The organism is Spirosoma gilvum (genome assembly GCF_054776815.1).
Map to the genome: position 1 here is coordinate 392,339 of NZ_BAAHBH010000004.1, position 26,276 is coordinate 418,614.

A 26,276-nucleotide genomic window follows, 5' to 3' on the forward strand; every position below is an offset into this window, starting at 1 on the left:
CCTAACTTCTAATTACTTCATTAAAAATACCTGTGCCCGGTCGTTGTTTTTGGCCAGAATAAGCTGACCTTGCGCTAGTCGCGCCATGTGTCGCACCTGGCCACGCACAAAAAAGCCGGATTGTGCTGGGTTGATGAATTCATAGGTGATGGCTCCATTAGCGGCTTTACCTTTATTTCTCAGGACGACGCCAAAATTGGCATCATAGCGGCCAATTTCGGGGAGTACATCCAGGAAATTGCCCGTCAATAGAATATCAGTACGGCCGTCATGATCGTAGTCAGCAAAGGCCACACCACATACGGGCGAAAACTGCGCTTCGTTTGGCAAAGCCTGAGCCGTAAGCTTGCCCTTCCCATCATTCAGCAACAGCATCGTTTGGGCCATAAACGCCTGCTTGACAACGGCCTGCTTGAGTTGATCTTCATCCAGAATCTCTGTTATCTTTTTGCCTGCGTAATCACCAAACTTCACAAATTTCTTTTTAATGGTCGGCATTTCTTTCTGCAAATCGCCCTTTAATACCATCGGATACAGTTCACCCGTTTCGTCAGCGCAGTTAATAATCTGTTCAACAGTTCCATTATGGTCAAAGTCACCCACGTACATTTCAGCCGGGGTAGTTTGAGTAGCTTTGATGCGGGAATTCTGGCCCAGATTACCGACAACCAGATCGAGATCCCCATCCCCATCAGCATCGCCAGCAGTTACACAGTTCCACCAGCCAGCGGTTTTTAAGGGTTCACCTTGCTCATTTTTGATTGCCAAATCCTGATTTTGAGTTAGCTTTCCACGTTTATTTTCAAATACGCGGATGGGCTCCCAGTCACCGACAACGATCAGCTCTGGGTATTTATCGCCGTTCAGATCGGCCCAGGTTGCCGAAGTTACCATACCTAACTGGTCAACATCAGGGAGAAATCGTTTTGTGTAGTTTTTGAAATTTCCGGTTCCGTCGTTCGTCAGCAGATAACTGGCTGGGTTCCGTCCATATTGACTGGGAATGAGCCTTGTGCCAACAAACAGATCGATATCGCCATCCTGGTCGAAGTCAGCAGCCGCTACGCACGAACCACTGGCTTTCAGATTGGGCAAACCGGTTTCGGAACGGGTAAACCCACCTTTGCCATCATTGATATAAAGCCGATCAAGCAGTTCCTCAGCTTCGTTCTCAAATTCGTTACTTCCCGATACTACGTACAGATCCAGATCTTTATCGCCATCGGCATCAAAAAATAACGCATCCACAGCTTCATAGGCCGTATCCTGACGCATCACAGTCGGGGTTTTGTTTACGAATTTTCCGTTGCCGGGTTGTTGCAGAAATAACTGTGCCGAATGTCCACTAGCTCCGCCCAGATACACATCATCGAGTCCGTCCCCATTTACATCACCTGTTGCCAAAGCTGGCCCCTGCGTCGACTGCTGCTGCTTCAGGAGTGCATCCCGGTTATAATCCACAAAATTGCTTTCGGTATGTACAAAATTCAGACCTGAAGCAGCCGTATTATCCCGGAATACAGGGGTTGGCTCAATGGCTAAGGGTTTCCAGGTTTGAGTAGCCTGCTGCTGGCGAAGTGTGAGCAATTGATTGGCTTTCGGCTGGCGTATCACCTGCATCCGATCATCGGGCCAGATCACTTTTACTGAATCGATCCGATCGTTAGTGCCCAGGCCAAAAACCAGATCCAGATCAACCGACGATTCAAAACCTCGATTTGGCATTTGCTGAACAAGTTGTTCCCGCCCGCCCTGATATACATAAACTCGTGCGCCAATAGCATTGCGGTTTAAGCCTGTCCCTTCCAGCTTTACTTTCAGGAAGTTAGTTTTATGCTTTTCGACCGACAAGTTCTTATAAATGGCCACAGGCGCATTCATATTGTTGACAATCAAATCCAGATCACCGTCGTTATCCAGGTCGCCATAAGCAGCACCATTCGAAAAGTCTGGTTCCGACAATCCCCAATCGAATGCCTTGTTTGTGAAATGCAAGTCACCGTCGTTGTGAAAAGCGTAGTTTGGCACAGCTTCGGAAGGTGCTTTATCCAGAAACTCTTTGAAATTAAACGCACGTTGCCGGGCAATCTGAGCCATATTTTCCCGGTCCGCCAGAAAGTTCACAAAGTCCTGATTCGTTACGTCTTTGGCAATACCATTGGCCACGAATATATCCTTCAGGCCATCGTTATCCATATCAAAAATCAATGCCCCCCAGCTCCAATCGGTAGCATGTACACCCGAAAAACGGGCCACTTCACTAAACGTAGGCAAGCCGTTATTGGCAGGCTGATTTCCCTGATTCAGGTGTAGCATGTTCTGCATGAACTGATAGTGGAAGTCTCGGCCAACCTTTATCTGTTCCAGGTCATGTCCTTCGAAGGTCGATGTTTTCTTTAGTCGCTGGTCATTACCCGGCAGCATATCGGTAATGAAGATGTCCAGTTTACCATCGTTGTTTACATCAGCCACATCCGCTCCCATCGACGATAGGCTCGTGTGGGGCATCGCGTCTTTTATCGACTCGCGGAAGGTGCCATCATGGTTATTGATGTAGAGGTAATCGCGCTCGTAGAAATCGTTGGATATGTAAATATCCAGCCAGTTATCGTCGTCGACATCGCCAATGGTAATACCGAGTCCAAAACCAATCAGACTCCCATAAATACCCGCCTGTTCCGAAACATCAATAAAGCGTGGGGTGGGGGTACCTTTCGCCTTGCTCCCTGCACCCTGCTCCATGCTCCGTGCGCCCTGCCCCAGACGCCCTGCCCCTTGCTCCACCATCATATTCCTGAACAGCTTATGTCCACCTAACGAATCCCGTTGCGCGCGTAGGTTTGCATAAGCCAGCTTGCCCACAGGCATGAAACTGTTGTTGAGCAGGTACATATCCAGATCGCCGTCGCGGTCGTAGTCGAAAAAAGCAGCGTGTGTAGAGAAGCCTTTGTCGGCTAAACCGTATGCATCGGCCTGTTCTGTAAACGTAGGAACACCGTTGGCATCGTTTCCATTGTTGATAAAAAGCTCGTTGGCCCGGTCGTCATCATCGCGGATACCGGCATTACAGACGTACAGGTCAAGGCGTCCATCACCATTTACATCGGCAAAAGTAGCGCCTGTACTCCAGGCACGCTTTCCACCTACACCTGCTTTTTTAGTTACATCCTCAAATTGAACGGAGCCTGTTCCCTTATTGCCCTTATTGAGATACAGTTTATTGTCGCCCATGTTCGCAATCAGGAACACGTCTGAGAAGCCGTCATTATTAATGTCGCCAATGGCAACACCCCCGCCATTATAGAAATTGCGGTAATTGAAGATGTTAAAATCCTTGTCGTCCGTAACGGTATTCGCAAAGTTGACCTGTGTTTCATCAGCAGTCAACTTTTGAAAAAGCGGATCGGAGGGAGTTTGTTGTTCTGAACGGCAACCAGCCAATAAACCGATTACCACAACGAATAGACTAATGCGCATTAGCACAAGTACGGAATTTAAAGAACGTATTCTTACTAAAAAGAACGGTTGACGAGGAACGGCAAACTTTCTTTAAAAAGGGACTGCAAAGGTAACGAATTCTACGGGCAGATTAAGCATAAATAGCCAATTAAAAGGCTTTTAATCAGCCTATAAAAACGAAAAAGCAAGCTTTGTGGGCTTGCTTTTTCGTTCCATTCGGACTAGTTATTAATACCCTGGGTTTTGTTTCAGGTTTGGGTTTAGCGACAACTGATCTTTCGGAATTGGGAACAGTTGGCGGAAGTCCTGTGAAGCCGGCTTAAAACGCCATGCTTTTGTATACTGTCCGAAACGAATCAGGTCCTGACGACGGTGTTGTTCCCAAGCCAATTCGCGGCCACGCTCAGCCAGAATTTCATTAAGGGTTAAGGTAGCGGCTGTGTAATTTGGCATACCTGCCCGTGCCCGAACGATATTGAAGTCAGTTAATGCATCATTGACCTGCCCTAACCGGAACTTAGCCTCACCACGCATCATATAAACATCGGCTAACCGATAGATAACAAAGTCGTTATCCTGGTCAGTGAATGTGTTATTTGCTTGAATTTGATATTTCTGGCTACGGGCACCAGCCAGACGACCATTAGCTCCTGCGTCAAATACGAACGATTCAACTTCTGGGCGGAACACCATTGGCAACGCATCGTCATTCAGAGGTTTACCAGCGGCATCATATTGCTGCCCGACAATCCACTGCTTTTTCCGGATGTCTTTGTCATCAAACGAGTTATAGAACTCCGTTACCGTTGCCCAACCATTCCAGGGAGCCGTTCCCAGGTTATAGGTTAACTGGCTTAGGTAGTGAAGCGTCTTCATTTGCACGTTAAATCCAGTCCGCTTCGACTTGTCGAAAGGGGTGGCCAGAATCGTTTCCTGAGAATTCTGATTCTGCGTCACGAAGTTGCTGAAGTAATCCCCCGCAATCTGGAATTTACCCGACTTGATGATGTTATCGCAACGGGTGATGGCATCTGCCCAACGAGCCGTGCCTGTATACACTTGCGCGTTCAGGTACAGTTTAGCCAGAATCATGTCAGCTACCCATTTGTTCATACGGCCATAATACGAACCACGAGGCTCTTCGCTTAGGGTTGGATATACCGCCAGCAACTCTTTCTCAACAAAGGCGAATACTTCAGCCCGCGTACTTTGCTTTGGTGAAGCCGATGTAACAGCATCAGAGATAATGACATTGCCAAACAAATCCATTGCCTGATAATGGAAGAATGCGCGCAGAGCCCGTAACTCAGCTTTGGTATTAGCATCCGTAATGGTACCAAGCTGCTGGTTGATACTGGTGATATTGTTGTAACACCAGGACCATGGGCCATTGAACTGGCCGTTATCTGTAACGGGGTCCCAGGTATGCTGATACAACCGTTTCCAGTTATCACCATCTTTCCAGTCGCCACCCCGAGTTGGAACAATCTGCTCGTCGGTAGTGGTGTTCAGGTTGGACATGTTCCCGTAATAATCGCCCAGACCATTATAGAGCGGCCCAATCAAAGCCGCCTGTTGGGCAGCTGTGCTACCAAATGTGCCACTGGTTGGGATAACGTCATAGGTAGTCTCACTAAGGTCTGTGCAGGATTGTCCTACCAGCATCAATGCCGAGCAGCCCAAAAGCACTTTTATAGTCATTTTTTTCATCGAAGTTTTCTGATAATTAACTAGTTACACTGTTAGCCACAGAATGTGAAACTAACGATTTGTCAACTAAAAAATTTAGCAAATCGACTATTCTTTGAAAAATAGTCGATTTGTAGACCAAAAGCAGTTTAGAAGGTCAGATTAAGGCCCAACTGGAACGAACGGGTTTTAGGATAAACGGTATTGCCATATCCACCCCCATCTACACCAATCGTATTAGGTGCCTGTGATCCTTGTTGTAAATCAGCCTTTACCTGTAGTTCAGGGTCGACACCTTTGTATTTGGTAATAACAAATAGATTATTACCACCAACATAAACTCGAGCGTTTGAAATGTACTTGCTGGCAGGCAACGGAATGTTATAGCCAACCTGCCAGTTATCGAAGCGTACAAATGAACCGCTCTCCAGCCAGTTTGTCGACAATACGTTCACACCATAGTTTTTAGGCAGATCCGTTACACCTTTCAGCATATTGGTTTCCAGAATTGACCCTGGAATTAACAGGTTCGACCGGATGGCATTCAGGATGGTGTTACCAAATGTACCGCGCAATTGGAAGTAGACATCGAACCCTTTGTAGCGGAATGTGTTAATAAACGACGCATTCAGGAAGGGCTGTGGATTACCCTGTTTTAGTGGACTTCCAGCATTAACAGCTGCAGCCGCATCTGAATTTTTATAATCCACTACTGGCGTGTCGCCAGTTGCCGGTTTCAATAATGGCTGACCATCCGCTGAGTAGCTCCCGGTAAACGTAGGCACGTTATTGAACTCACCCAATGGCTGACCAGGTGCCAAGTAGGAAGCAAACACATCGGACAGACCCCGACCATTAAAGGGGTTAAAACGAACCAGCCCAGTACTAAACTGATCATTTGACAGTGAAACAACTGTGTTTTTGTTATAGGCACCTACAGCCCGTGCATTCCAGGAGAAATCACCTTTTTGGATGATATCGCCCCCAAACGATAATTCAAACCCACTGTTACGCATCGAGCCTACATTGGCCAGAATCTGGTTGGTAAAGTACGTAATACCATCGGCAGGTACCGAATAAAGGTACAGCATGTCTTTGGTCAACTTGTTATAGTACTCTACTGTACCCGAGAAACGGCCACCGACTAGTTGAAAATCCAAACCAATGTTTGCTGTAGTCAGTACTTCCCATTTCAGGTTTGGGTTAGCGTTCTGTGTGATACCATAGCCTGGCAGGAAATCGCCCAGCTTACCATCATAGTAGGTACCTTTCTGGCCATACAACTGAATCGAATTATAGGCAGCAACCCCTTCAGAGTTACCTGTTTGTCCCCAACCTGCACGCAGCTTCAGAAAGTTAAGTGCGTTGCTCTTTGGGAAGAATGATTCGTTGGTAATTGTCCAGCCCAGACCAACCGATGGGAATACGCCCCATTTGTTGTTAGCCCCGAATTTCGAGCTACCATCCCGACGTACTGTAGCCGTTACATTGTACCGATCATTCATATTCAGCGTGGCCCGACCAAAGAAGGAAATCAATTTCGAGCTATTGTGGTATGACTGAGCATAGTTGTTAGCAGGACTAACCAGCGTACCAGAGCCTAAGCCCAGGTTATTATACGTGATATCGCTCGTTACGAAACCTGAGTTGGCTGCTTGAAAGCCATCGTTATCAAAATTCTGGTATGAATAACCTGCCAATAACGAGTAGTTGCTATTCTGACTGCCAAATCCTTTGGTATAGTTAGCCGTAAGTTCCAACAATTTCGTGTTCGACTCTGTATAAGACCGGCCTGCACGACCGTTGTTAGCGGCAAATGCTTTGATGGCTGGATTGGTGTAGAAGTTACCGACGGTGTTATCCCGTTGGATCTGGCCATTAACACCCAGTGTCAAGCCATCCAGCACCTCGTAGCGCAAATTCATACCGCCCTGCAAATACCGCTGAACGCCGTTGTTGACAACGTTCTCCATCATGGCAACCGGGTTGAAGAGGTCAAAACTACCACCTACCTCATAATACGATCCGTCTGCGTTACGAACTGGCAATGTTGGCAGGAAAGTTAGGGCACGCCCAAAGAAGCCATTGTCATAATTCTTGTTCGTTTCAGTATAGGACAGATTGTACTGAACGTTCAGTCGGTTGTCAAACGATTTCTGATCGAGATTAATACGGCCGGTTAGGCGATCCAGTCCCGTTTTTTTGATGATCCCGTTCTGATTGATATAGCTGAGCGAACCCCGATAGCTGAAGGCTGGCGAACCACCCGCAATAGCGAGATCGTGGTTATTAATGAATGCATTCTGTGTAACTTCCTTCGTCCAGTTGGTATTGTAATTCCCATCTGGAAAACGCTGCTTATCATTTAATGACGAAGCGCCCTTAATTTGCGTAACGGCATCCCGATAACCTTGTGCATCCAGCATATCATACGTTTTTGAAATCGTAGATACACCTACATAGTTATTGAACGTAACCGTTGTTTTACCCGACTTACCACGCTTGGTGGTAACGAGTATAACGCCGTTAGCCGCCCTTGATCCATAAATAGCAGCAGCAGAGGCATCTTTTAATACATCCATCGACTCGATGTCGGAAGGTGAAATGGTAGTGATAGGAACACCAATCATACCATCTACCACATACAGTGGGTCGGAGCCGCCAGCCAATGAAGTATAACCACGCAAACGAACCGTTGGCGACTGGGTTGGATCTCCAGAAGGCGATGTAATAACCAAACCTGCTACTTTACCTTGGATAGCCTGTAGTGGATTGGGGTTTACACCGGCATTGAAATCTTTGGAAGTTACCTGCGTAACAGAACCCGTCAAATCTTTCCGTTTAGCGGTACCGTAACCAACCACAACAACTTCTTCGAGTGCTTTTGTGTCGTCCGACAGTTTGATATCTACCGTCGAACGGGCACCTACGGCTACTTCCTGGCTGGTGTAGCCAATAAAGCTCATCACGAGTGTCGCGTTGTCAGGCACATTCGCCAGCGAATACTTTCCATCAGCGTCCGTATTGGTACCACGTTGCGTACCCTTAATCTGCACACTTACGCCAGGCAACCCACTGCCTGCCGGATCTGTAACTTTTCCCGTTACGGTGCGCCCTTGCGCCCAGGCTGCTGAGTTACCTAACAGCAGCAGCATTACCAGTGTAAACAGAAAACCAAACAGGCCCTTCTGTCTGACTAACTGGGGTTGGGATTTTCCAACCTGACCTACGTACTCACCGAAGCGGTTAATTTTGTAGGATTTGTCCATCATAGGTTTACAGTAAAAATTTAGAGATAGGTGATTTATTTGGTTTAAGTTAAAATTCTTACAATCTCGCCACACTTCAAGGTAACGCTTTCACAAAAAGAATACACTAATTCTGCAAAATTTAGCAACCTGGCAGGAATTTTTAGAATTAAACCTGAACCAATTGGCGAATTACATCATGTTAGGCATAAAATACAAATTGTAGCAGGTTAAAATTTAGGAGATTGCTGTCAATATTGTATCATAAAATTCCTTAAACACAGGAATACATGTTATACTTTTCCTGCATAAAATCACGCTCTCCAAGAAAATCTCATACTGTTAATCAGTCAATTAGCTCCAAATTATTCTCTAAATAATTTTACTTTTTCCAACAAGGATAGAGCAGATATTTTTTAAAAGCTACGTCCAGATTATGCATTATTTACAGTTAATTTTGCCTAAGTTTTTTAGTACCAGATTACCTTAAGTAGTTTTCCCGCGTTTATGAGTGCCGAATCCCTCAAAAACTTAGCTAGCCAGCTAACTGGCGACCTCTTCGAAGACTTTACGCATAGAACTCTGTATGCTACGGATGCTTCGGCTTATCGGGAGATGCCAACAGCCGTTGCCGTTCCTAAAACCGTAGAGGATCTGAAGGTGCTTATCGCGTATGCCAGGCAGTATAAAACACCGTTGATTCCCCGCACTGCTGGCACGTCGCTGGCAGGGCAGGTTGTGGGAAGCGGTATTGTCGTGGATGTATCCAAGCATTTTACCAAAATTCTGGAGATTAATCCCGAAGAGCGCTGGGTACGGGTTCAGCCTGGAGTAGTCAGGGATGAACTTAATCTGTTTTTAAAACCGTATGGGCTTTATTTTGGCCCCGAAACCTCAACCGCAAACCGGGCTATGATCGGTGGAATGGTTGGGAATAATTCCTGTGGTTCGAACTCGGTCGTTTATCGGGCTACCCGCGAGCATACGTTAGCGGTTAAAGCCTTGTTGGCTGATGGCTCTGAGGTTGAATTTGGGTCAATGAGTGGCTGGGAGCTGACCAAGCAGGTAAGTGAGGCTAGTCGTAAAAACGGGTCAGCAACTTTGCTTGACAAAATTCTGCTGAAAACGAATTCGGTTTTATCCAGTCCTGAAAATCAGGAAGAAATTCGGCGGAACTTCCCTAAAAAAACCATCGAACGGCGGAATACGGGTTATGCACTCGATGCCTTACTTGATATGGAGCCGTTTACAGCAGGCGGAGAACCATTCAATCTGGCCAAGTTTATCGCCGGTTCCGAGGGAACTCTATGCTTTCTGACCGAAATTAAGCTCAATATTGTCCCACTACCTCCCAAAGAAAGTGGTCTGGTGTGTGTACACTGTCACTCGATCGACGAATCGTTGCGGGCTACCCTGATTGCGCTGAAGTATAAGCCGTATGCCGTTGAGTTAATCGACGATATTATTCTCGAACGCGCAGACACTAATCCTGAGCAGCGGAAAAACAGCTTTTTTGTTCAGAAAACTCCAACTGACCATTTCCCGATTATTCTGGTTGTTGATCTGTCGCGCAATACCAGAGCCGAAGTTGAAGCGGTAGCGGCTGCCATGATTGCAGAAATGCAGGAAGTAAGCATGGGCTACCATTACCCGCTGCTGTTTGGCGAAGACACCAAGAAGATCTGGGCGTTGCGTAAAGCGGGGCTGGGCTTGTTAGGCAACCTTCCCGGCGACGAAAAAGCCGTAGCGGTGATTGAGGATACGGCTGTCGATGTGAGCGATTTACCCGATTACATCCGCGACTTCAACGAAATCATGCAGAAGCGGAATCTGCACTCAGTTTACTACGCCCATGCAGGTTCGGGCGAGTTGCATTTACGACCGATCATTAATCTGAAAACGGCAGAAGGGCATCGTCAGTACCGGCAGATCGCAGAAGATATTGCTACGCTGGTTAAAAAATACGATGGCTCCCTGTCGGGCGAACATGGCGATGGGCGGCTCCGGGGTGAATTTATTCCACAGATGGTGGGGGCGCACAACTATGAATTGATGCGCCAGCTCAAGCATACCTGGGACCCCGAGGGTATTTTTAACCCCGGCAAAATTGTCGAAACGCCCCCAATGGACACGTTTCTGCGGTACGAAGCGGGTCAGCAAACGCCTACGTTCCAGACCTATTTCCGGTATAAGGATCAAAGCGTGTTGCAACATGCTGAGCAATGCAATGGATCGGGCGACTGCCGAAAAACACAGGCATCGGGTGGAACGATGTGCCCAAGCTATATGGCCACCCGCAACGAAAAAGATACCACACGGGCTCGGGCCAATATCCTTCGTGAAATGCTGACCCATTCACCAAAGGAAAATCGGTTTGATCACAAAGAAATCAAGGAAGTTTACGATCTCTGCCTGTCCTGCAAGGGTTGTAAAAACGAGTGTCCTTCGAACGTAGACGTAGCCAAACTTAAAGCTGAGTTTCTTCAGCATTACTATGATTCTAATGGCGTCCCCATCCGTTCGTGGCTAATCGCCAATTTTGCGAAACTGTCGGGTATAGCTTCCCTTGTTCCCTGGGCCTGGAATGGCGTTTTGGGAACGCCTTCGCTCCGGCGTATCGCTAACCGCATGGTTGGTTTTCACCCCGACCGGACCATGCCACTAATGGCGAATACGACAGTGAAAAAATGGGCGAGAGGCAAAGGGGTTGGGGCGCAGGGTGTAGGGGATATGTCCCAAAACCCCATGCCCTCTGCCCCAACCCTGCTTCTTTTTTGCGACGAGTTTACGAATTTCAATGATGTTGAAGTCGGGCAGAAAGCGATTCAGTTATTTGAGCGATTGGGCTATCAGGTAATTATTCCAGAGCATGGCGAAAGTGGTCGGGCTGCGTTATCGAAGGGGATGTTGAAATATGCCAAAACGCTGGCGGAGAAAAACGTCCGCTTATTGAAAGACGTGGTTACACCCGAAACGCCACTGGTGGGTCTGGAGCCGTCAGCGATTTTGACATTCCGTGATGAGTATCCTGAATTGGTCGATGAATCGCTAGTAGCCGATGCGAAAAAACTAGCCGAGAATACATTAACCTTTGAAGAATTTATTGCCCGAGAAATGGAAGCGGGTCGTATTAAGGCTGATCAGTTTACGGACGAAACCCGAGTAATCAAACTACATGGTCACTGTCAGCAGAAAGCCGTATCATCGCTGGTACCGGGTAAAAAAGCGTTGTCCTTACCCAAAAATTACTCGGTTCAACTGATTCCGTCCGGCTGCTGCGGCATGGCAGGTTCCTTTGGGTATGAAGCCGAACACTATGATGTATCGATGAAAGTGGGCGAACTGGTCCTTTTCCCGACCGTCCGTCAGCAACCTGAGGAGGTTATTATTGCCGCGCCTGGTACATCGTGTCGACATCAAATCAAAGATGGTACGTCCCGGAAAGCCAAACACCCTGCTGAGATTTTACTGGAAGCCTTGCGGTAGGAAGTAGCCATATTTGGCCAAGTATCGTCATTGCTCGTCCGCGATTGTATCGCGGACGGACTGAGGTTCGCATCTTAGACGCAATGCTCGGGCATCCGCGATATAATCGCGGACGAGCACACTTATGCTTTCTCAAATGGCCATTGCTTTCTGACTCCTGCTGTAATCAGAAAGGCTATAATTCCAAGACCAATGACCGTCAGGCCGGAAAGCATGAATGTCAGGCCAGTTGAAAAGAAAATAAATAGCCAGACGCCAATAGCCAATAAAACCGGCAGTGGATACAAAGGCATCCGAAAGGGAAAAGCTTCCGGTTTCCGGCGACGATGCAAGAGAATAAGCCCAATCGCCTGGCCAACAAACTGAATAACGATCCGCATGGCCAAAATCGCGGTGATCACATCGCCAAGTCGAAACAATAGACTGAACAAAAAGCCCAGGCCACCCAGGAAAAGCAGCGAAACATAGGGGAATTGGCGCGTGGGATGCAATCGGGCGAAAATCCGAAAGAACTGTCCATCGGCAGCCGCTGCATACGGAACCCGCGAGTAACCTAACAACACAGCAAACAATGATGAAAAAGCCACCATCAGCACCAGAACGGTTGCCAGCTGGGCCGCTCGGCCGCCATAGAGTGTTTCAATAAATGTGCTGACAATAAAGCTACTTTCCTGCGCCGTTTGCCAGGGTACTACACTCACCACACTGACATTCATCAGCAGATAGAGCACAGCAATACCGGCAATCGATATAAACATGCTGGTGGGTATATTCCGGGTGGGATTTTTTATCTCACTGCCCAGGTGGCATACATTGTAATAGCCCAGATAACAATAAATCGTCTTGACGGACGCATGACCCAATCCGGCCGCCAGCAGGCCACTACTCCCCGAACTCATCGCCTGTAGCGTATCAGACAGCGGAATGCGAATGTTGCTCAATCCACCAATGATAATAGCCCCTAGCGTAAGCAGCACAGCTCCCCACATCACCAGACCGATCTTACCGATTGAATCAATCTTTCGATAGAGGAGCGCAATGATAACCAGGACAACCGCACCCGAAACCGCCTTTTGCTGCCATACTTCCAACGGCATCAGGTAGGAGGTATATTGAGCAAAGCCAATGGCTCCCGAAGCCACTACGAGCGGGGCCTGAATAAGTGTTTGCCAAACGTAGAGGAATGAAAGAAGCCTTCCCCAGCGCTGCTCACCGTACGAAATTTTCAGAAAATTATAACTACCCCCTGCCTGCGGAAAAGCGGCCCCCAGCTCACTCCAGACGAAAGCATCAATTAACGACACGACTGCCCCCAACACCCAGGCCCATAGAAACTGACCGCCCCCCATGGTTTTGATAATAAGCGGCAGCACGACAAATGGCCCAATACCGACCATGTCGATCATATTCAACGCAGTGCCTTGTAGCAGTGTCAGGCGACGGGGTAAGGCGGTTGGGGCTGAATCAGAAGCGTGCGGAGTAGATGTATCGTTGCTCAATCGTGTAATGGGTAGCCAGATTAAGTTAAGAAGAGGTGCTAGTCCAAAAAGGCAGGAAACGCCTTAAAAGTTCGCCAGAATTCGCTGTAGCTATAACAACACAAATCCCTGCACTACAATTGAGCACAGGGATTTGTGTTATCTGGACCAAGCTACAGCTTGGCTCGTTACTCTATCAGACTTAACCAGCAGGTCAGCGTATGACCCGGCGCCCGAATGAAACTATTCTATCTGTTCATCAACTCATCGAATGTAAGGCTGATGTAGTACATAGAACCTACACTTGGGTTACCCCACGATTGCGTATAGAGCTTGCCAGTCAGGTTTGTGCCACCCACTTTCAGAATCGACTTGATGCTTGGGATTTTCTTGCTGATCTGTGCATCAAGCGTGCTGTAAGCTGGAATGATGGTCTGCTGACGACCGGTAGCTTCCGTGTTGGCAAAGCTCGACTCCCACAGGAACGACTCCTGAGCCCGGAAGACAACGTTGAACCCAATGCCCGTACCGGCCAAGTTCCGATTACCGAACGAGAGGTTATACCGGTATTTAGGCGTATTGAAGAAGGTTACGAAACCAGTCGGAATCTGATCTTTATCGACCAGATAGTTCGAGCTCACGTTACCACCGATCATATAATTGCCCGGCAGCAGATAATCAACGCCAATTGCCCAACCGGCATTTTTCACCGTTGTTGTTGAATTGACCGGATAGGAGTACACATTGCGTGTGGAGCTACTAACCAATTGCAGCGTCGAAACCGGATCGGTCAGCGTAACCGGCGATTTACCCTGAACGACCACCTGACTACCCAGGAAATTCAGGAAGCGGTTGTAATAATAATAAGCGTCGATAAAGAGCTTATTACCGATCAACCCTTTATAGCCGACTTCATAGGTCTCAACCCGTTCAGGATCGTAACCCGGATCGGTGGCGGTTTTCAGCAGACCAAGTGCCTGTGGCAATGCAGAAGCCCCATTTTGCTGTAAGAGAGCCCCGAAAGCCTGAACTGACTGAAGCGTGTAAACCGGGCTTCCGCTGAAATTGTAACGCTGTTTGAAAAGAGGCAAACCGCCAATCAGCCGGGCACTTGGCGTATTCAGGTCAATATACTGGTCCTGGGTAGTCGGGATACGGAAACCACGCTGAAACGACGCCCGGAAATTATGCACCTTGCTTACTGTCAATACCGCCGACAGACGAGGGCTTACCTGCGCTTTAAAGTTCTGGTTTTTATCGTACCGCAACGAGCCTGTCAGTTTCAATACATCGGCTATTGTCTTCGAAGCCTGTGCATACGCGCCGTATTCGTCGATGTTAAATTCTTTGCCGTTTTCGTCACGAGCAAACAGTGTACCTTCAGAATTCAGCGCATACCGCCGGAAGTTTGCCCCAACAATCAGCTCGACAAGTTTGGGGTCAATGGCCTTATTGAAGTTGTACATAAATTCGGCATGGTAGAGGTTGGTTTTATCCAGGAACCGAGCCCCAACGCCAGTCGCATCACCAGGAATCGGTTTGCCAGCCACTGCATTCATGGCCTGTTCAAAGCCCGCCGAACCCGGCAGCAGACGCCCCTTGTCGGCCGCATCTCTTGAATTGGTTAACAGTGTCCCCTGCTGGCTAGCTGCATATGCCTGAGCAGCCGACAATGCCGCTGACTGTGTTTGCCCAGAACCCAAAGCGGTTAAATAGGCTCCAGCATAACCAAGCAGCGCATTTTGAGCGTAAGCGCCGAAGAAGGTTGGGAACCAGGTTGACGCGCTACCACTCCAGGCTTCGTTAATGCCCTGACCCAGAATCGAGGTCGCATAGGCATCGCCCGAGCGCTCCTGAGTTGTATAAGCCCGTACGAAGAAATTAGAGCCACGCAGTTCGAGTTTATACTGGCCTAGTTTGAAGCCTTTAATGTAATACCGGTCGGCGCCTGTATATACCGTAGTACCCGTTCCCCAGTTTGCCTGGAAAATAGCCTCTACATTGTCGTTCAGCCGATAATGCAAAGCACCGTTCAGCTTCAGGTTGGTAGCATCGTATTTGACCAGATCACTTTCCAGATAACCTGTCCGTGAGATGTTCAAATTTGGAATCAGGATGTTAAAAATCTGCTGTGGTGAGAGTCCGGTTAGCTGGGGCAGGGTTTTATTGCCAGCCTGTGCCAGTTGGGTCGTTGCAATCAGCCCTAATACTTGCGAAGTACCATTAGCGCCTGTTCCCGGCTGGCCGTTGCCAAACAGGCTCGAATACATATTGGCACTGGCATCGCCATAAATATTGACGCCATCATAACCGGGGTTATTAGCCCGTGTACCATTATCGAGCGTATAGCCGTTCGAATAACTTTGATCACGATAGTCAGTCGCCTGCCAGTCTTTAGCCGCCAGATACGACACGCCTACTTTAAAGGCAAATTTGTTATTGAACGCTTTGGCGTAGCGGAAGGCTGCATCGTAGAACGGTGTCGTCGCTGTTGAGCGGTTGCTGGCATTCATCACACCACCCTTTACATACGCACTCAGGCCCTGGTATTGAAATGGACTTTTCGAGTTCATCAGCAGCAAGCCATTGATCGCGTTAGGGCCGTACAAAGCCGAAGCTGCGCCAGGCAGTAATTCAACACTTTCCAGATCCAGTTCGGAGACGCCCGCAATGTTGCCTACCGAAAAGTTAAGCCCTGGAGCCTGGTTATCCATTCCATCCAGGAGTTGTACCACCCGCGTGTTCCCATTGGAACCAAACCCGCGTACGTTAACCGATTTAAACGTCAAACTCTGCGTACTCATGTCTACGCCTTTGATATTTTGAAGCGCATCATAGAAGGTAGCACTGGGCGTCGACTGAAAGGTCCGAATATCTAATCGCTCTACCGATACAGGTGATTTGAGTACGCTTTCTTCGACCCGAGAAGCCGATACGACCACTTCCTGCCCGAGCATGACCTGCTCCTTGAGCTGAACATTCAGATCTGTTCGATTACCATTAATGGTAAATTCCTGCGTTTGGAAACCAACCCCCGTCACAGCGATGACAAACGGCGTTGGTGTGTTTGTTGTGAGTGAAAAATTGCCATTCTGATCAGTAATCGTTCCGATTACTTTTCCCTTTACAGCAATGTTGATACCCGCCAGAGCACTCTTCTGGGCATCATCGGTCACTTTTCCAGCAATACGTGTTTGAGCTAACGCAGTGAAGCTTAACAGGCTAAATAGGCTTGAAAAGAGAACCGAATAAGTAATTATTCTTCTCATATGTGTACAATAAAAGGTGGATGAAATTAACCTCTAATCCTTTGACGCTAAACTAAGCGATAAGTCTGCTTTTAGTACAAAATTTTCCTCAAATTGATAAATAATTTTTGTCATATGCCCACAATTCGGCTCTATTTTACCCACCTAATAGTAAATCTTGCGTATAGCTGTCTTTTTTAATCCGACTTTCTCAACCGAAATTTCTGTACACATGGCAAATGAATCCAATCAGGATCGCCGGGAGTTTTTAAAAGCTTCGGGCCTGCTTACAGGAGGAGCTATACTGGGTAGCCTTCCCTTCAGTGCAAAAGCAAGTGGGCACCCAGGGTACCACTTCTCTGCAAACGATACCATCAAAGTAGCCCTTATTGGATGTGGTGGTCGGGGCACCGGGGCAGCTCAGCAGGCGCTGAGTACCAAGCAAAATGTGCAGATCGTAGCCATGGCCGATGCATTCCGCGACCGTCTGGACGAATCCTACCAGAACATCACCAACTTCCTGACGGCTAAAAATATTAAATCGCCCGACGGTTCCCCGAAATTGAATGTTCCCGAAGATCATAAATTTGTCGGCTTTGATGCTTACAAGCAGGCAATGGCCTTAGCTGATGTAGTCATTCTGGCGACTCCACCGGGCTTCCGCCCCAGTCATTTTGAGGAAGCAGTTCGGCAAAGCAAACAAATCTTCATGGAGAAACCGGTAGCCACTGATGCGCCGGGTGTACGGAAGGTACTGGCTGCTGCCGAAGAAGCCAAAAAGAAAAAGCTAAACGTGGTAGTTGGCTTACAACGCCACTACCAGCCCAGTTACCGCGAAATGATCAAGCGCATTCATGACGGAGCACTAGGCGATATTATTGGTGGGCAGGTGTACTGGGTAAGTGGTGGCGTCTGGCATAAACCCCGCAAGCCAAATCAGAGCGAAATGGATTACCAGATGCGCAACTGGTATTACTTCAACTGGCTCTGTGGCGATCATATCAATGAGCAGCACATTCACAACATCGACGTAGCCAACTGGGTAAAAAAGGGTTACCCGGTTTCCTGCCAGGGTACGGGTGGTCGTCAGGTGCGGAATGGCAAGGACGACGGTGAGATTTTCGATCACCACATCATCGACTTTACCTATGCCGACGGAACGACCATCAACAGTCAATGCCGCCACTATGAAGGCACCTATAGCCGGGTCGATGAGCTGTTCCTGGGCACAAAAGGTAAGATTGAAGGCATGGAGAAAAAAACCAGCAGTTTGGTTGGTTATAATGGACAGCCCATCTATACCTACAATGCCAAAACGGATATAAGCCCGTACCAGATCGAGCACGACGAACTCTTCGATGCTATTGCCAAAGGCCAATACAAGTTTGCTGATGCCGAAAATGGAGCGAAAAGTACCATGACCGCTATTATGGGCCGTATGGCGTCGTACTCGGGCAAAACCATCAAATGGGACGAAGCCCTCAACTCGCAGATCGACCTGTTCCCAACGACACTGGCCTGGGATGCTATGCCCAAAAGCCTGCCCGATAAAGACGGTTATTACCAGATCGCAGTACCCGGCAAAACAATAGCCGTTTAATATATTAGCGTTTTCTTAACCTGTCAAATTCCAGTTGCTGGAACCCGGCCGATTGCCACATGTGCAGTCGGCCATTTTTATTTTCCAGCATGAGCAACTCTACATCTGGAAAACGCTTTAGTAACGTTTGGCACTTCCGTAGCCCGGCAACACTAAAGACTTTGGTCAACGCATCGGCCTGATAACCCATTGGTGCCAGTACCGTTGTACGAACAAAATGGCGCAATCCAAGTCCGGATTTTGGGTTCATAATGTGTGAATACCGACGACCGTTGTGTTCCAAAAATCGGTATGTATCCCCTGATGTTGTAATGGCTGCGTTGCGCAATAGAATCGTCGTTGTATCGGGATCATTCGCATTGCCTGAACCAATACTTACCCGCCACCCTGCCGATTCAGGAGGAGCCTCACCCACCAGTATATCCCCACCGATGTCAATCAGTACAGTCCGAATCCCGTATTGCTGGAACACCTGCCGGGCTTCGTCAATGGCAAACCCTTGTCCAATACCACCTATATCCAGCCGCATCCCTGTCCTTCTCAATTGAACGGACTGCGTGGCACTATCCAGTTCCATAAATCGGTAACCAACAGCGCGTCGGGCCCGACGGCGTTCCTTAGCAGTTGGAAATTCATTCCGTCGAACTGCTCTCCGCCACAGCAACGATAACGGCCCGACAGTAGGGTCGAAACGACCGTTCGATAGCCGGGCAATCGTCTGGGATTTTTGTAACACATGAAATAGATCTGCTGATACAGGCACCCACTTCCCCGACCCCGCCGTTGCCGATAATCGGTTGATTTCGGAGCCATCAAGGTAATCGCTCATTACCTGGTTGAGCGAATCCATCCGTGCCGATACGGCAGCGTTCGCCTGTTTAGCAATTACACTATCGGGCGCGTAAAAAATGAGGTTGAACTGAGTACCCATCAGTCCACGATGAAAACTAAAACGGGTTTGTGCCGATGCTCCACTAGTCAACAATAGGCCCATTAACCCGAAAAAAAGCCGTTTGTGAATCCACAAACGGCCTAAAATTCGTTTTGCATCAGGCAAACCAGGCATTAAAATCATTAAACAAATCAGTTGTCTCGTCTTTATTTTTATACCTGAGAAGCTTTATTACGCAGGTACATATCTACCAGTACGAGCGCGGCCATAGCTTCAACAATAGGAACAGCACGAGGCACTACGCAGGGATCATGGCGGCCTTTGCCCGAAACGGTCACCGATTGCCCGTGCACATCGACACTTTCCTGATCCTGCATGATGGTAGCGACTGGCTTAAACGCTGTTCGGAAATAAATATCCTCTCCATTGCTGATGCCCCCCTGAATACCGCCGGAATAATTGGTACGGGTACGAACGTTACCGCTAGCATCCATGTAAAATTCGTCGTTGTGCTCTGATCCGTACCGCTCAACCCCTGCAAAGCCACTTCCGTATTCAAAGCCTTTCACAGCGTTGATACTCAGCATGGCTTTGCCCAGTTCAGCATGAAGTTTGTCGAAAACGGGCTCGCCCCAGCCAGCCGGAACGCCTGTGACCACACAATCGACAATTCCCCCAATCGAATCGCCTTGCTTGCGGGTTTCATCAATGTATTGAAACATTTGCTCTGCCGTTTCGGGGTCGGGACAACGAACGGCATTTTCTTCGGCCAGATCCAGATTAAGTTCCTGATAGGCTTTCTGGAGTTTCAACGTCCCCACCTGCGATACATACGCCTTCACCTGAACGCCCTGCTGAGCTAGTAACAACTTGGCAACGGCGCCAGCGGCCACACGGGCAGCCGTTTCGCGGGCCGACGAGCGCCCGCCCCCCCGATAATCGCGGGAGCCGTATTTGGTTTGGTACGTATAGTCGGCATGAGAAGGGCGAAACTGATCGGCAATATGGCCATAGTCCTTACTACGCTGATCGGTATTGCGGATGAGCAACGCAATGGGCGTTCCCTGTGTTTTTCCGTCAAAAATGCCTGATAATACCTCAAATTCATCAGCTTCGCGTCGTTGCGTTGTAATTCGGGACTGACCCGGTTTTCGCCGATCCAGCTCATGTTGAATAAAATCCGTATCGAAGGATAAACCGGCCGGACAACCATCAATCACGACACCAATACCGGGCCCGTGTGATTCACCAAATGTAGAAATTCGAAATAAGCTTCCGTATGTGCTGCTCATGCGTGTTGGGTAATCGATACTGAACCAGAAACGTCATTTGTTACGATCGGCCAGTATGCTGTTTTTTAAAAAAGACGAAAACCATTCCTAATAACATAATGACAATCAGGACGTTGGCAATGGCTCGAATCAATACCGAAATGCTGATTGGCTGACGAGTACTATCCATAGCCGTAATGCCAGCATATAATGAACGATCGGTTGATACAGCCTGAGCCGTTTCACTGCTTACGTTTGCACCCTCTGCCAGGATTGCTGGTTGATTACCATCCTGAGCACTTTTGCTACCTACCTGTAGTCGTACTTTCGGACGAAGGGTGTCATAACGAGCGGTTTTCGGGTCGAAATAAATCCATTGAAAGTGATTTGCCAACGAAATCTGTCCATTTTGCTGAGGTACGATAAAATAAGAGAACGTTTTATGCCCTGTAATCTGATTACCAAAATGGCTAATGGCGTGCTTTTCTTCGGGTGGAAATATGTCTAATTCGCTGGTTTGGCTGATGAGCGTAGGCGCGGGGATTGTAGCAATATTACCCTCGCCGGTAATCGTAAACACGTACCGAACACTCTGCCCAGTACGGATTCCCTGACGCTCTAATTCTTCTTCCAGTCGGAACGACCCAACCGACACCCGGCCACGCAATAAATGCGGTGGTAAGGCTTTGACCTTTATTGTCAATGGCTTACTGGTAAATAGAACCCGCTCGACCTGAGCCGAGGGAGGGCCAATGACCGGTCGCGTACGGGTCAACTGAATGGCAACGGACGGTATCTGCACCGACTGATTCGACAAGGGAAAAAAGATAGACTGGTAGAGCTGAATTTCTCGGTATTTCTTTCCTTTGATCAGCACCGGAATGGGTTTCAGCTCGCTTATTGGCTGGCTTTCTTCCCATGAATTGGCAGGACGAATTTTTTTCGTGATCGTCTGCAATTGTTTATCAAGCCCTTTGAAATCGAGCACATACGGGTAGTTGTCAGCTACGAAGAACGATAATGTCAGCGCCAGACCTTCGCCCGTATAGACGGTAGCCTTTGAGGTCCGAACATCCAGAAAAGCGGCATCACTTGAGGTGGTTGTGATAGAAGTAAGACTTGTGCTTAGCGGAGCCGATGATTTTTCAGATGGCTGTACCACTAAAACCGTGCCGACTGAATGGACCGTTTCTCCGTTAATCTCAATACTAAACGGCGGCACCCGAAACCGACCAGGCGCCAGCGCCTTATATGTTTGCGTAATGATTTGATTTGTAATGGTTTTCCCATTAACTTCACTTGGCGACATACTTGTGGTGACGCCCGTTTTGACAAATCCCGGAATGTCGGGAAACGGGACCGTTATCCGATTTTCGCTGTTGGGAATTATAATAGAAATCGTAAAAGGCCGCTCGATAGGAAAACCAGAAGCGCTTAATTCAACAGAAGCAACATTATCAGGCACTTGGCTATAAACAGCCAGTATGTTAAGAAAAAATAATACAAAAAATTTGCGGAATATTGCAAGTAACATTGTTATTTTGAAACAACATTTTTTCACTGTAAGCCGTTACGAAGAAAAGAACGAACCTGACCACCACTTTCGTTCTTTTCTTCAATAAGCTTCCTAACCAAAAAACTGATACCCTATGCTCTCTATGCTCGAATATATCAAAACCATCCTTCAGAAGGTGAGTTTTGATAAATCTATCTTTGAAAAAGAATTGGCCAAAGCCATAAAATTGCTCATTCCAAAGGAAGTTAAGCAACTCAGACGCTGGTGTTATGTTCAATTCGGCAAAGTGTATCGAGCGGTATTAAATCGTTGTTTTGCGCGGGCAACCCGCGTACGGTTTACCTGACGACAGCAACTGTATAAAAAAACTCCCCCGACCTCAACAATCGGGGGAGTTTTTTTATGGGTACCCGGTATATCGTTAGACCGTTACTTTTTGCTTCATCTCCGGTATTTCAATGTGTTTGAAACCGGCTTCCTCTAAATGTTCTTTCCAAACAAGTTGCTTATCGTATTCGCCGTGAACCAAAAATATGGTTTTCACTTTAGCAGGGTCCTGGCAACTCAAAAACTGAAGCATCTCTTTATAATCGCCATGTGCTGAAAATGAATCCATAATGGCTACACGGGCCACAACCGGATATCGTTCACCAAAAATAGTCACCTCTTTATCCCCTCGCTTTAGCGCTCCACCCAAACTACTGGGCGAGGCATACCCTACCAGCAAAATGGTTGTATTGGGTTTGGTAATATTATTCTTGATATGGTGTTTAACTCGCCCCGCTTCAGCCATACCCGATGGTGAGATAATAATGCATGGCTCTTTGCTATCGTTAATGGCTTTCGAGTCCATCACGTCGGTGATATAATGCAGGTTCGGGAAGTCGAACGCATCACCATCTTTATTAATGTACGCCAGAATGTCGGGGTTGAAGTCTTCCTCATGATCCTGCATCACCCGTGTTGCCTGTACCGCCATTGGGCTATCGATATAAACGGGCAGCTTTGGCAATCGTCCTTCGCTGGCAAGCTGGTCAAGCGCATAAATCAGCTCCTGTGTACGGTCGACCGCGAAGGCTGGTATGATGAGCTTTCCCCGGTTCTGCACACACGTTTGTTGAACAATAGCCAGCAAATGCGCTTTCATATCCGGTTCTGCTTCATGCAGTCGATCCCCATAAGTCGACTCACAAATGATATAGTCAGCTTGCGGAAAGGGCGCAGGTGACCGTAAGATTTTATCGTCGGGGCGACCAATATCACCACTGAAGAACAGATGTTTTTCAGCACCATTTTCTTTAATGGTTAGGCTAACCGATGCGCTACCCAACAAGTGTCCGGCATCGGTCAATAAACCAGTCACTTCGTCGCAGATTACGAACGGGCTATTGTAATGGACAGGTCGCATAAGTTCAAGTGCTTTTTGCACATCGTCCTCATCGTAGAGTGATTCCAGTTCAGGTTCTCCACGCTTTTTCCGTCGTTCGTTGACCCGCTCCAGATCACGTACCTGTATTCGGGCGCTATCCATGAGCATAATATTGCACAGGTCAATCGTAGACGACGTAGTGTAAATGGGCCCGCTAAATCCCTGACGTACCAGCCGGGGAATCAATCCTGTATGGTCGATATGGGCGTGTGATAGCACCATATAGTCGACCAGCTTCGGGTCAAAGCCAAATTCCTGATTCAGCTCATCGGTATTGATGCCCTGAAACAGACCGCAGTCAAGTAAGATTTGTTTGCCACTAGCTGTAGTGAGAAGGTGTTTACTGCCGGTGACGGTCCGGGCCGCACCGAAAAATTGAATGGTCATGATTTAGGTATATTCGCAGTGAGTTGTAGGTTTACGGTACATCGTAAACTCTTCCTAAGACGTACAAATAAACAGAGAGTTTCAGGCAATTGTCATGGTATTGGGCCAAAAGAGTAAAATCATAGCACAGAGACTATGGCAATCGCATTTGGTTAAAACCATTGTAGCCCTGGTATTGATTTTTTTTACTCTTGATTTTTTATTCCCTATCTCCTCCAATGTCCCTTATTCGACTATCGTTACGGCTCAGGATGGGACCATCTTACATGCTTTTCTGAGTCGCGATGATAAATGGCGTATGTATGCCGAACTGGACGAAATTACGCCCACCCTTCGCGATGCCATTCTGTTCAAGGAAGACAAATATTTCAGATACCATCCGGGATTTAATCCAATTGCGCTGGTCCGAGCTGCGTTCCGCAATATCCTGAGGGACCGCCGTACATCGGGGGCATCGACCATCACGATGCAGACCGTCCGGCTACTCGAACCCCGCGAACGGACCTATGGAGCTAAGTTAATCGAGTTATTCCGGGCATTACAGTTAGAACTTCATTATTCAAAAGATGAGATTCTACAGCTCTATCTGAACCTGATTCCGTATGGCAGCAACATTGAAGGATTGAAATCGGCTTCGCTACTGTATTTCGCCAAACCACCTGCTCTACTGAGTTTAGCCGAAATCACCACACTAACCATTATCCCGAACCGGCCATCCAGTCTTCGTCTGGGCGTTCGAAACTCGCTCGTCAGGCAGGAGCGAAATCGGTGGCTCAGCCGCTTCCAGAACGCCGGGCTTTTTGACGAAACCACTATTCGGGATGCTCAGAATGAACCCCTGCAGGTTTATCGACATGAGGCCCCTCAGCAAGCTCCTCACCTATCGCGCCGACTTCGGGCTGAGTATCCGAATACACCGATTATTCATTCGACGCTGAATCCAGCCACCCAAACCACCGTTGAGCGGCTGGTGCAGCAGTACGCCAACCGCATTCGAAACTATAATATCCACAATTCGGCCGTACTGGTTGTGGATAACTATACTAGGGAAGTCGTCGCGTATGTAGGATCGTCAGACTTTATGAATAGATTCGACGGTGGGCAGGTTGATGGTGTACGGGCCGTACGATCACCGGGAAGCGCATTAAAACCGTTGCTATACGGACTAGCCTTCGATGCGGGTATTATTACGCCTAAAACCAAACTGGCCGATGTACCTACCAATTTTGGCGGCTACCAACCCGACAACTTCGACCGTCGGTTCAACGGCCCTGTCACGGCGGAGTTTGCCTTAGCCAATTCTCTGAATATTCCGGCGGTGGCACTTTTGAAAGAAGTGGGCACACCAACACTTGTAGCGACCCTCCAGAAAGCTGGCTTTTCGGCCATTAAAAAGCAGAAAAATGAATTGGGGCTTTCCATGATCCTTGGTGGTTGTGGAGTTACCCTCGAAGAAATGACCCGATTGTATACAGGATTGGCAAATGGGGGAAAATGGGAACCGTTGCGGTTTACCTCTTTCACCTCACCCCCGACCCCTCTCCTGAAATCAGGAGAGGGGAGAAAGGTACGCAATCTCCCCCCCCCCTCTCCTCTTTTTAAGGAGAGGGGGCCGGGGGGTGAGGTTAATCTCCTCTCGCCCGAAGCTACCTATCTGGTAACGCATACGCTCACGCAAATCACTCGGCCCGATCTGCCCAATAATTTTGACAATAGCTATCATCTGCCCCGAATCGCCTGGAAAACCGGAACATCGTATGGTCGACGGGATGCCTGGAGCATTGGGTATAATCAACGTTATACGGTCGGTGTCTGGGTGGGTAATTTCTCGGGAATGGGCGTGGCCGAACTCAGTGGAGCCAACACCGCTACACCCTTGTTATTTCAACTGTTCAACGTGCTCGATTATAACTCTCCAGCGGGTTGGTTTCAGGCCCCCAAGGGCGAAACTCGCTTATCCATGCGACTCATTTGTCCTGAAACGGGCGACATTCCAGGTGAGTTTTGCCAGAATCCTGTAACCGACTATTGCATTATGGGCGTATCGCGGTATCGACGTTGCCAGCATCGGAAAGCCGTTCTTACCAACCTGACGGGCACACTTTCTTACTGCACCCACTGTCTGCCTGATAGTGGATTTATCCGAAAATCGTATCCAAATCTAACACCAGAGGTGGTGGCATTTTATCAAAGTCGGCATATTCCCATCGAGTCAGTACCTCCGCACAATCCGGCCTGCGAGCGTGTATTTGGCAATACCGATCAGGCAGCCCCCCAAATTACCAGCCTGAATGCGGGAAGTGAGTATTTCATCAATCCGGCACAGCCCGCCGAAATGGAGTTAAGCTGCCAAGCCGCCAACGACGTACAAACGGTATTCTGGTATTTGAACAACAAACTGTACCAGCGAGCCCGACCAACTGAGGCAATTTTCTTCAAACCGCGACCTGGAGCGTTGAAAATTTCCTGCGCTGATGATAAAGGCAGAAGCAGTGATATTCGCATACTGATAAAATATGAGTAGCCATTTACGTCGTTCGCTTTTATAGCTTAGCAACAAGATTTTACCCTTA

The 26,276-nt window shown here is 48.1% G+C and carries 13 protein-coding genes; 4 read left to right on the plus strand and 9 right to left on the minus strand.

Translation table 11 applies throughout. The features are described from left to right. Positions 1-12 precede the first annotated feature (12 nt). The 3 genes from ACYVFD_RS13045 to ACYVFD_RS13055 form a co-directional block, all read right to left on the minus strand. Complete coding sequence (locus ACYVFD_RS13045) at positions 13-3,477, minus strand: VCBS repeat-containing protein (protein WP_461090536.1); 3,465 nt, start codon at positions 3,475-3,477, stop codon at positions 13-15. Positions 3,478-3,687: 210 nt separating this feature from the next. After that, on the minus strand, positions 3,688-5,169 hold the full coding sequence (locus ACYVFD_RS13050; protein WP_461090538.1) for a RagB/SusD family nutrient uptake outer membrane protein: 1,482 nt from the start codon (positions 5,167-5,169) through the stop codon (positions 3,688-3,690). A gap of 128 nt (positions 5,170-5,297) precedes the next feature. Continuing rightward, positions 5,298-8,420: a SusC/RagA family TonB-linked outer membrane protein gene (locus tag ACYVFD_RS13055; RefSeq protein ID WP_461090539.1), complete on the minus strand. Its 3,123-nt coding sequence runs from the start codon at positions 8,418-8,420 to the stop codon at positions 5,298-5,300. 483 nt (positions 8,421-8,903) lie between these two features. On the opposite strand from ACYVFD_RS13055, the gene ACYVFD_RS13060 reads away from it, so the two are divergent. After that, positions 8,904-11,882 (plus strand): FAD-binding and (Fe-S)-binding domain-containing protein, encoded by a 2,979-nt coding sequence (locus ACYVFD_RS13060; protein WP_461090540.1) that lies wholly within the window; start codon positions 8,904-8,906, stop codon positions 11,880-11,882. A 122-nt stretch (positions 11,883-12,004) separates the two neighbouring features. On the opposite strand, the gene ACYVFD_RS13065 is transcribed toward ACYVFD_RS13060, so the two are convergent. Beyond that, positions 12,005-13,381 carry an APC family permease gene (locus tag ACYVFD_RS13065; protein ID WP_461090541.1) on the minus strand — a complete coding sequence of 459 codons (1,377 nt, stop codon included), beginning with the start codon at positions 13,379-13,381 and terminating at the stop codon, positions 12,005-12,007. A gap of 227 nt (positions 13,382-13,608) precedes the next feature. Next, positions 13,609-16,629, minus strand: coding sequence for a TonB-dependent receptor (locus ACYVFD_RS13070; RefSeq protein ID WP_461090543.1), 3,021 nt, complete (start codon positions 16,627-16,629; stop codon positions 13,609-13,611). A 211-nt stretch (positions 16,630-16,840) separates the two neighbouring features. Between ACYVFD_RS13070 and ACYVFD_RS13075 the strand changes: the two genes are divergently transcribed. Then, positions 16,841-18,208 (plus strand): Gfo/Idh/MocA family protein, encoded by a 1,368-nt coding sequence (locus tag ACYVFD_RS13075; RefSeq protein ID WP_461090544.1) that lies wholly within the window; start codon positions 16,841-16,843, stop codon positions 18,206-18,208. Between the two features lie 4 nt (positions 18,209-18,212). Here the strand turns inward: ACYVFD_RS13075 and ACYVFD_RS13080 are convergent, their stop codons facing one another. From ACYVFD_RS13080 to ACYVFD_RS13090, 3 genes are read right to left on the minus strand one after another with little or no spacing between them, the layout of a single operon-like run. Beyond that, complete coding sequence (locus tag ACYVFD_RS13080) at positions 18,213-19,283, minus strand: FAD:protein FMN transferase (protein ID WP_461090545.1); 1,071 nt, start codon at positions 19,281-19,283, stop codon at positions 18,213-18,215. Positions 19,284-19,312: 29 nt separating this feature from the next. Continuing rightward, the gene (aroC, locus tag ACYVFD_RS13085; protein WP_461090546.1) at positions 19,313-20,392 is read right to left on the minus strand and encodes a chorismate synthase; all 1,080 of its coding nucleotides are present in this window, start codon (positions 20,390-20,392) and stop codon (positions 19,313-19,315) included. A gap of 40 nt (positions 20,393-20,432) precedes the next feature. Further along, positions 20,433-21,836 carry a BatD family protein gene (locus ACYVFD_RS13090; protein WP_461090547.1) on the minus strand — a complete coding sequence of 468 codons (1,404 nt, stop codon included), beginning with the start codon at positions 21,834-21,836 and terminating at the stop codon, positions 20,433-20,435. A gap of 184 nt (positions 21,837-22,020) precedes the next feature. On the opposite strand from ACYVFD_RS13090, the gene ACYVFD_RS13095 reads away from it, so the two are divergent. After that, positions 22,021-22,233, plus strand: coding sequence for a hypothetical protein (locus ACYVFD_RS13095; RefSeq protein WP_461090548.1), 213 nt, complete (start codon positions 22,021-22,023; stop codon positions 22,231-22,233). 75 nt (positions 22,234-22,308) lie between these two features. On the opposite strand, the gene ACYVFD_RS13100 is transcribed toward ACYVFD_RS13095, so the two are convergent. Beyond that, positions 22,309-23,703 carry an MBL fold metallo-hydrolase RNA specificity domain-containing protein gene (locus tag ACYVFD_RS13100; protein WP_461090549.1) on the minus strand — a complete coding sequence of 465 codons (1,395 nt, stop codon included), beginning with the start codon at positions 23,701-23,703 and terminating at the stop codon, positions 22,309-22,311. Between the two features lie 94 nt (positions 23,704-23,797). Here ACYVFD_RS13100 and pbpC point away from each other — a divergent pair, with 94 nt between their 5' ends. Further along, positions 23,798-26,227 (plus strand): penicillin-binding protein 1C, encoded by a 2,430-nt coding sequence (pbpC, locus tag ACYVFD_RS13105; protein WP_461090550.1) that lies wholly within the window; start codon positions 23,798-23,800, stop codon positions 26,225-26,227. The last annotated feature ends 49 nt before the right edge of the window (positions 26,228-26,276 follow it).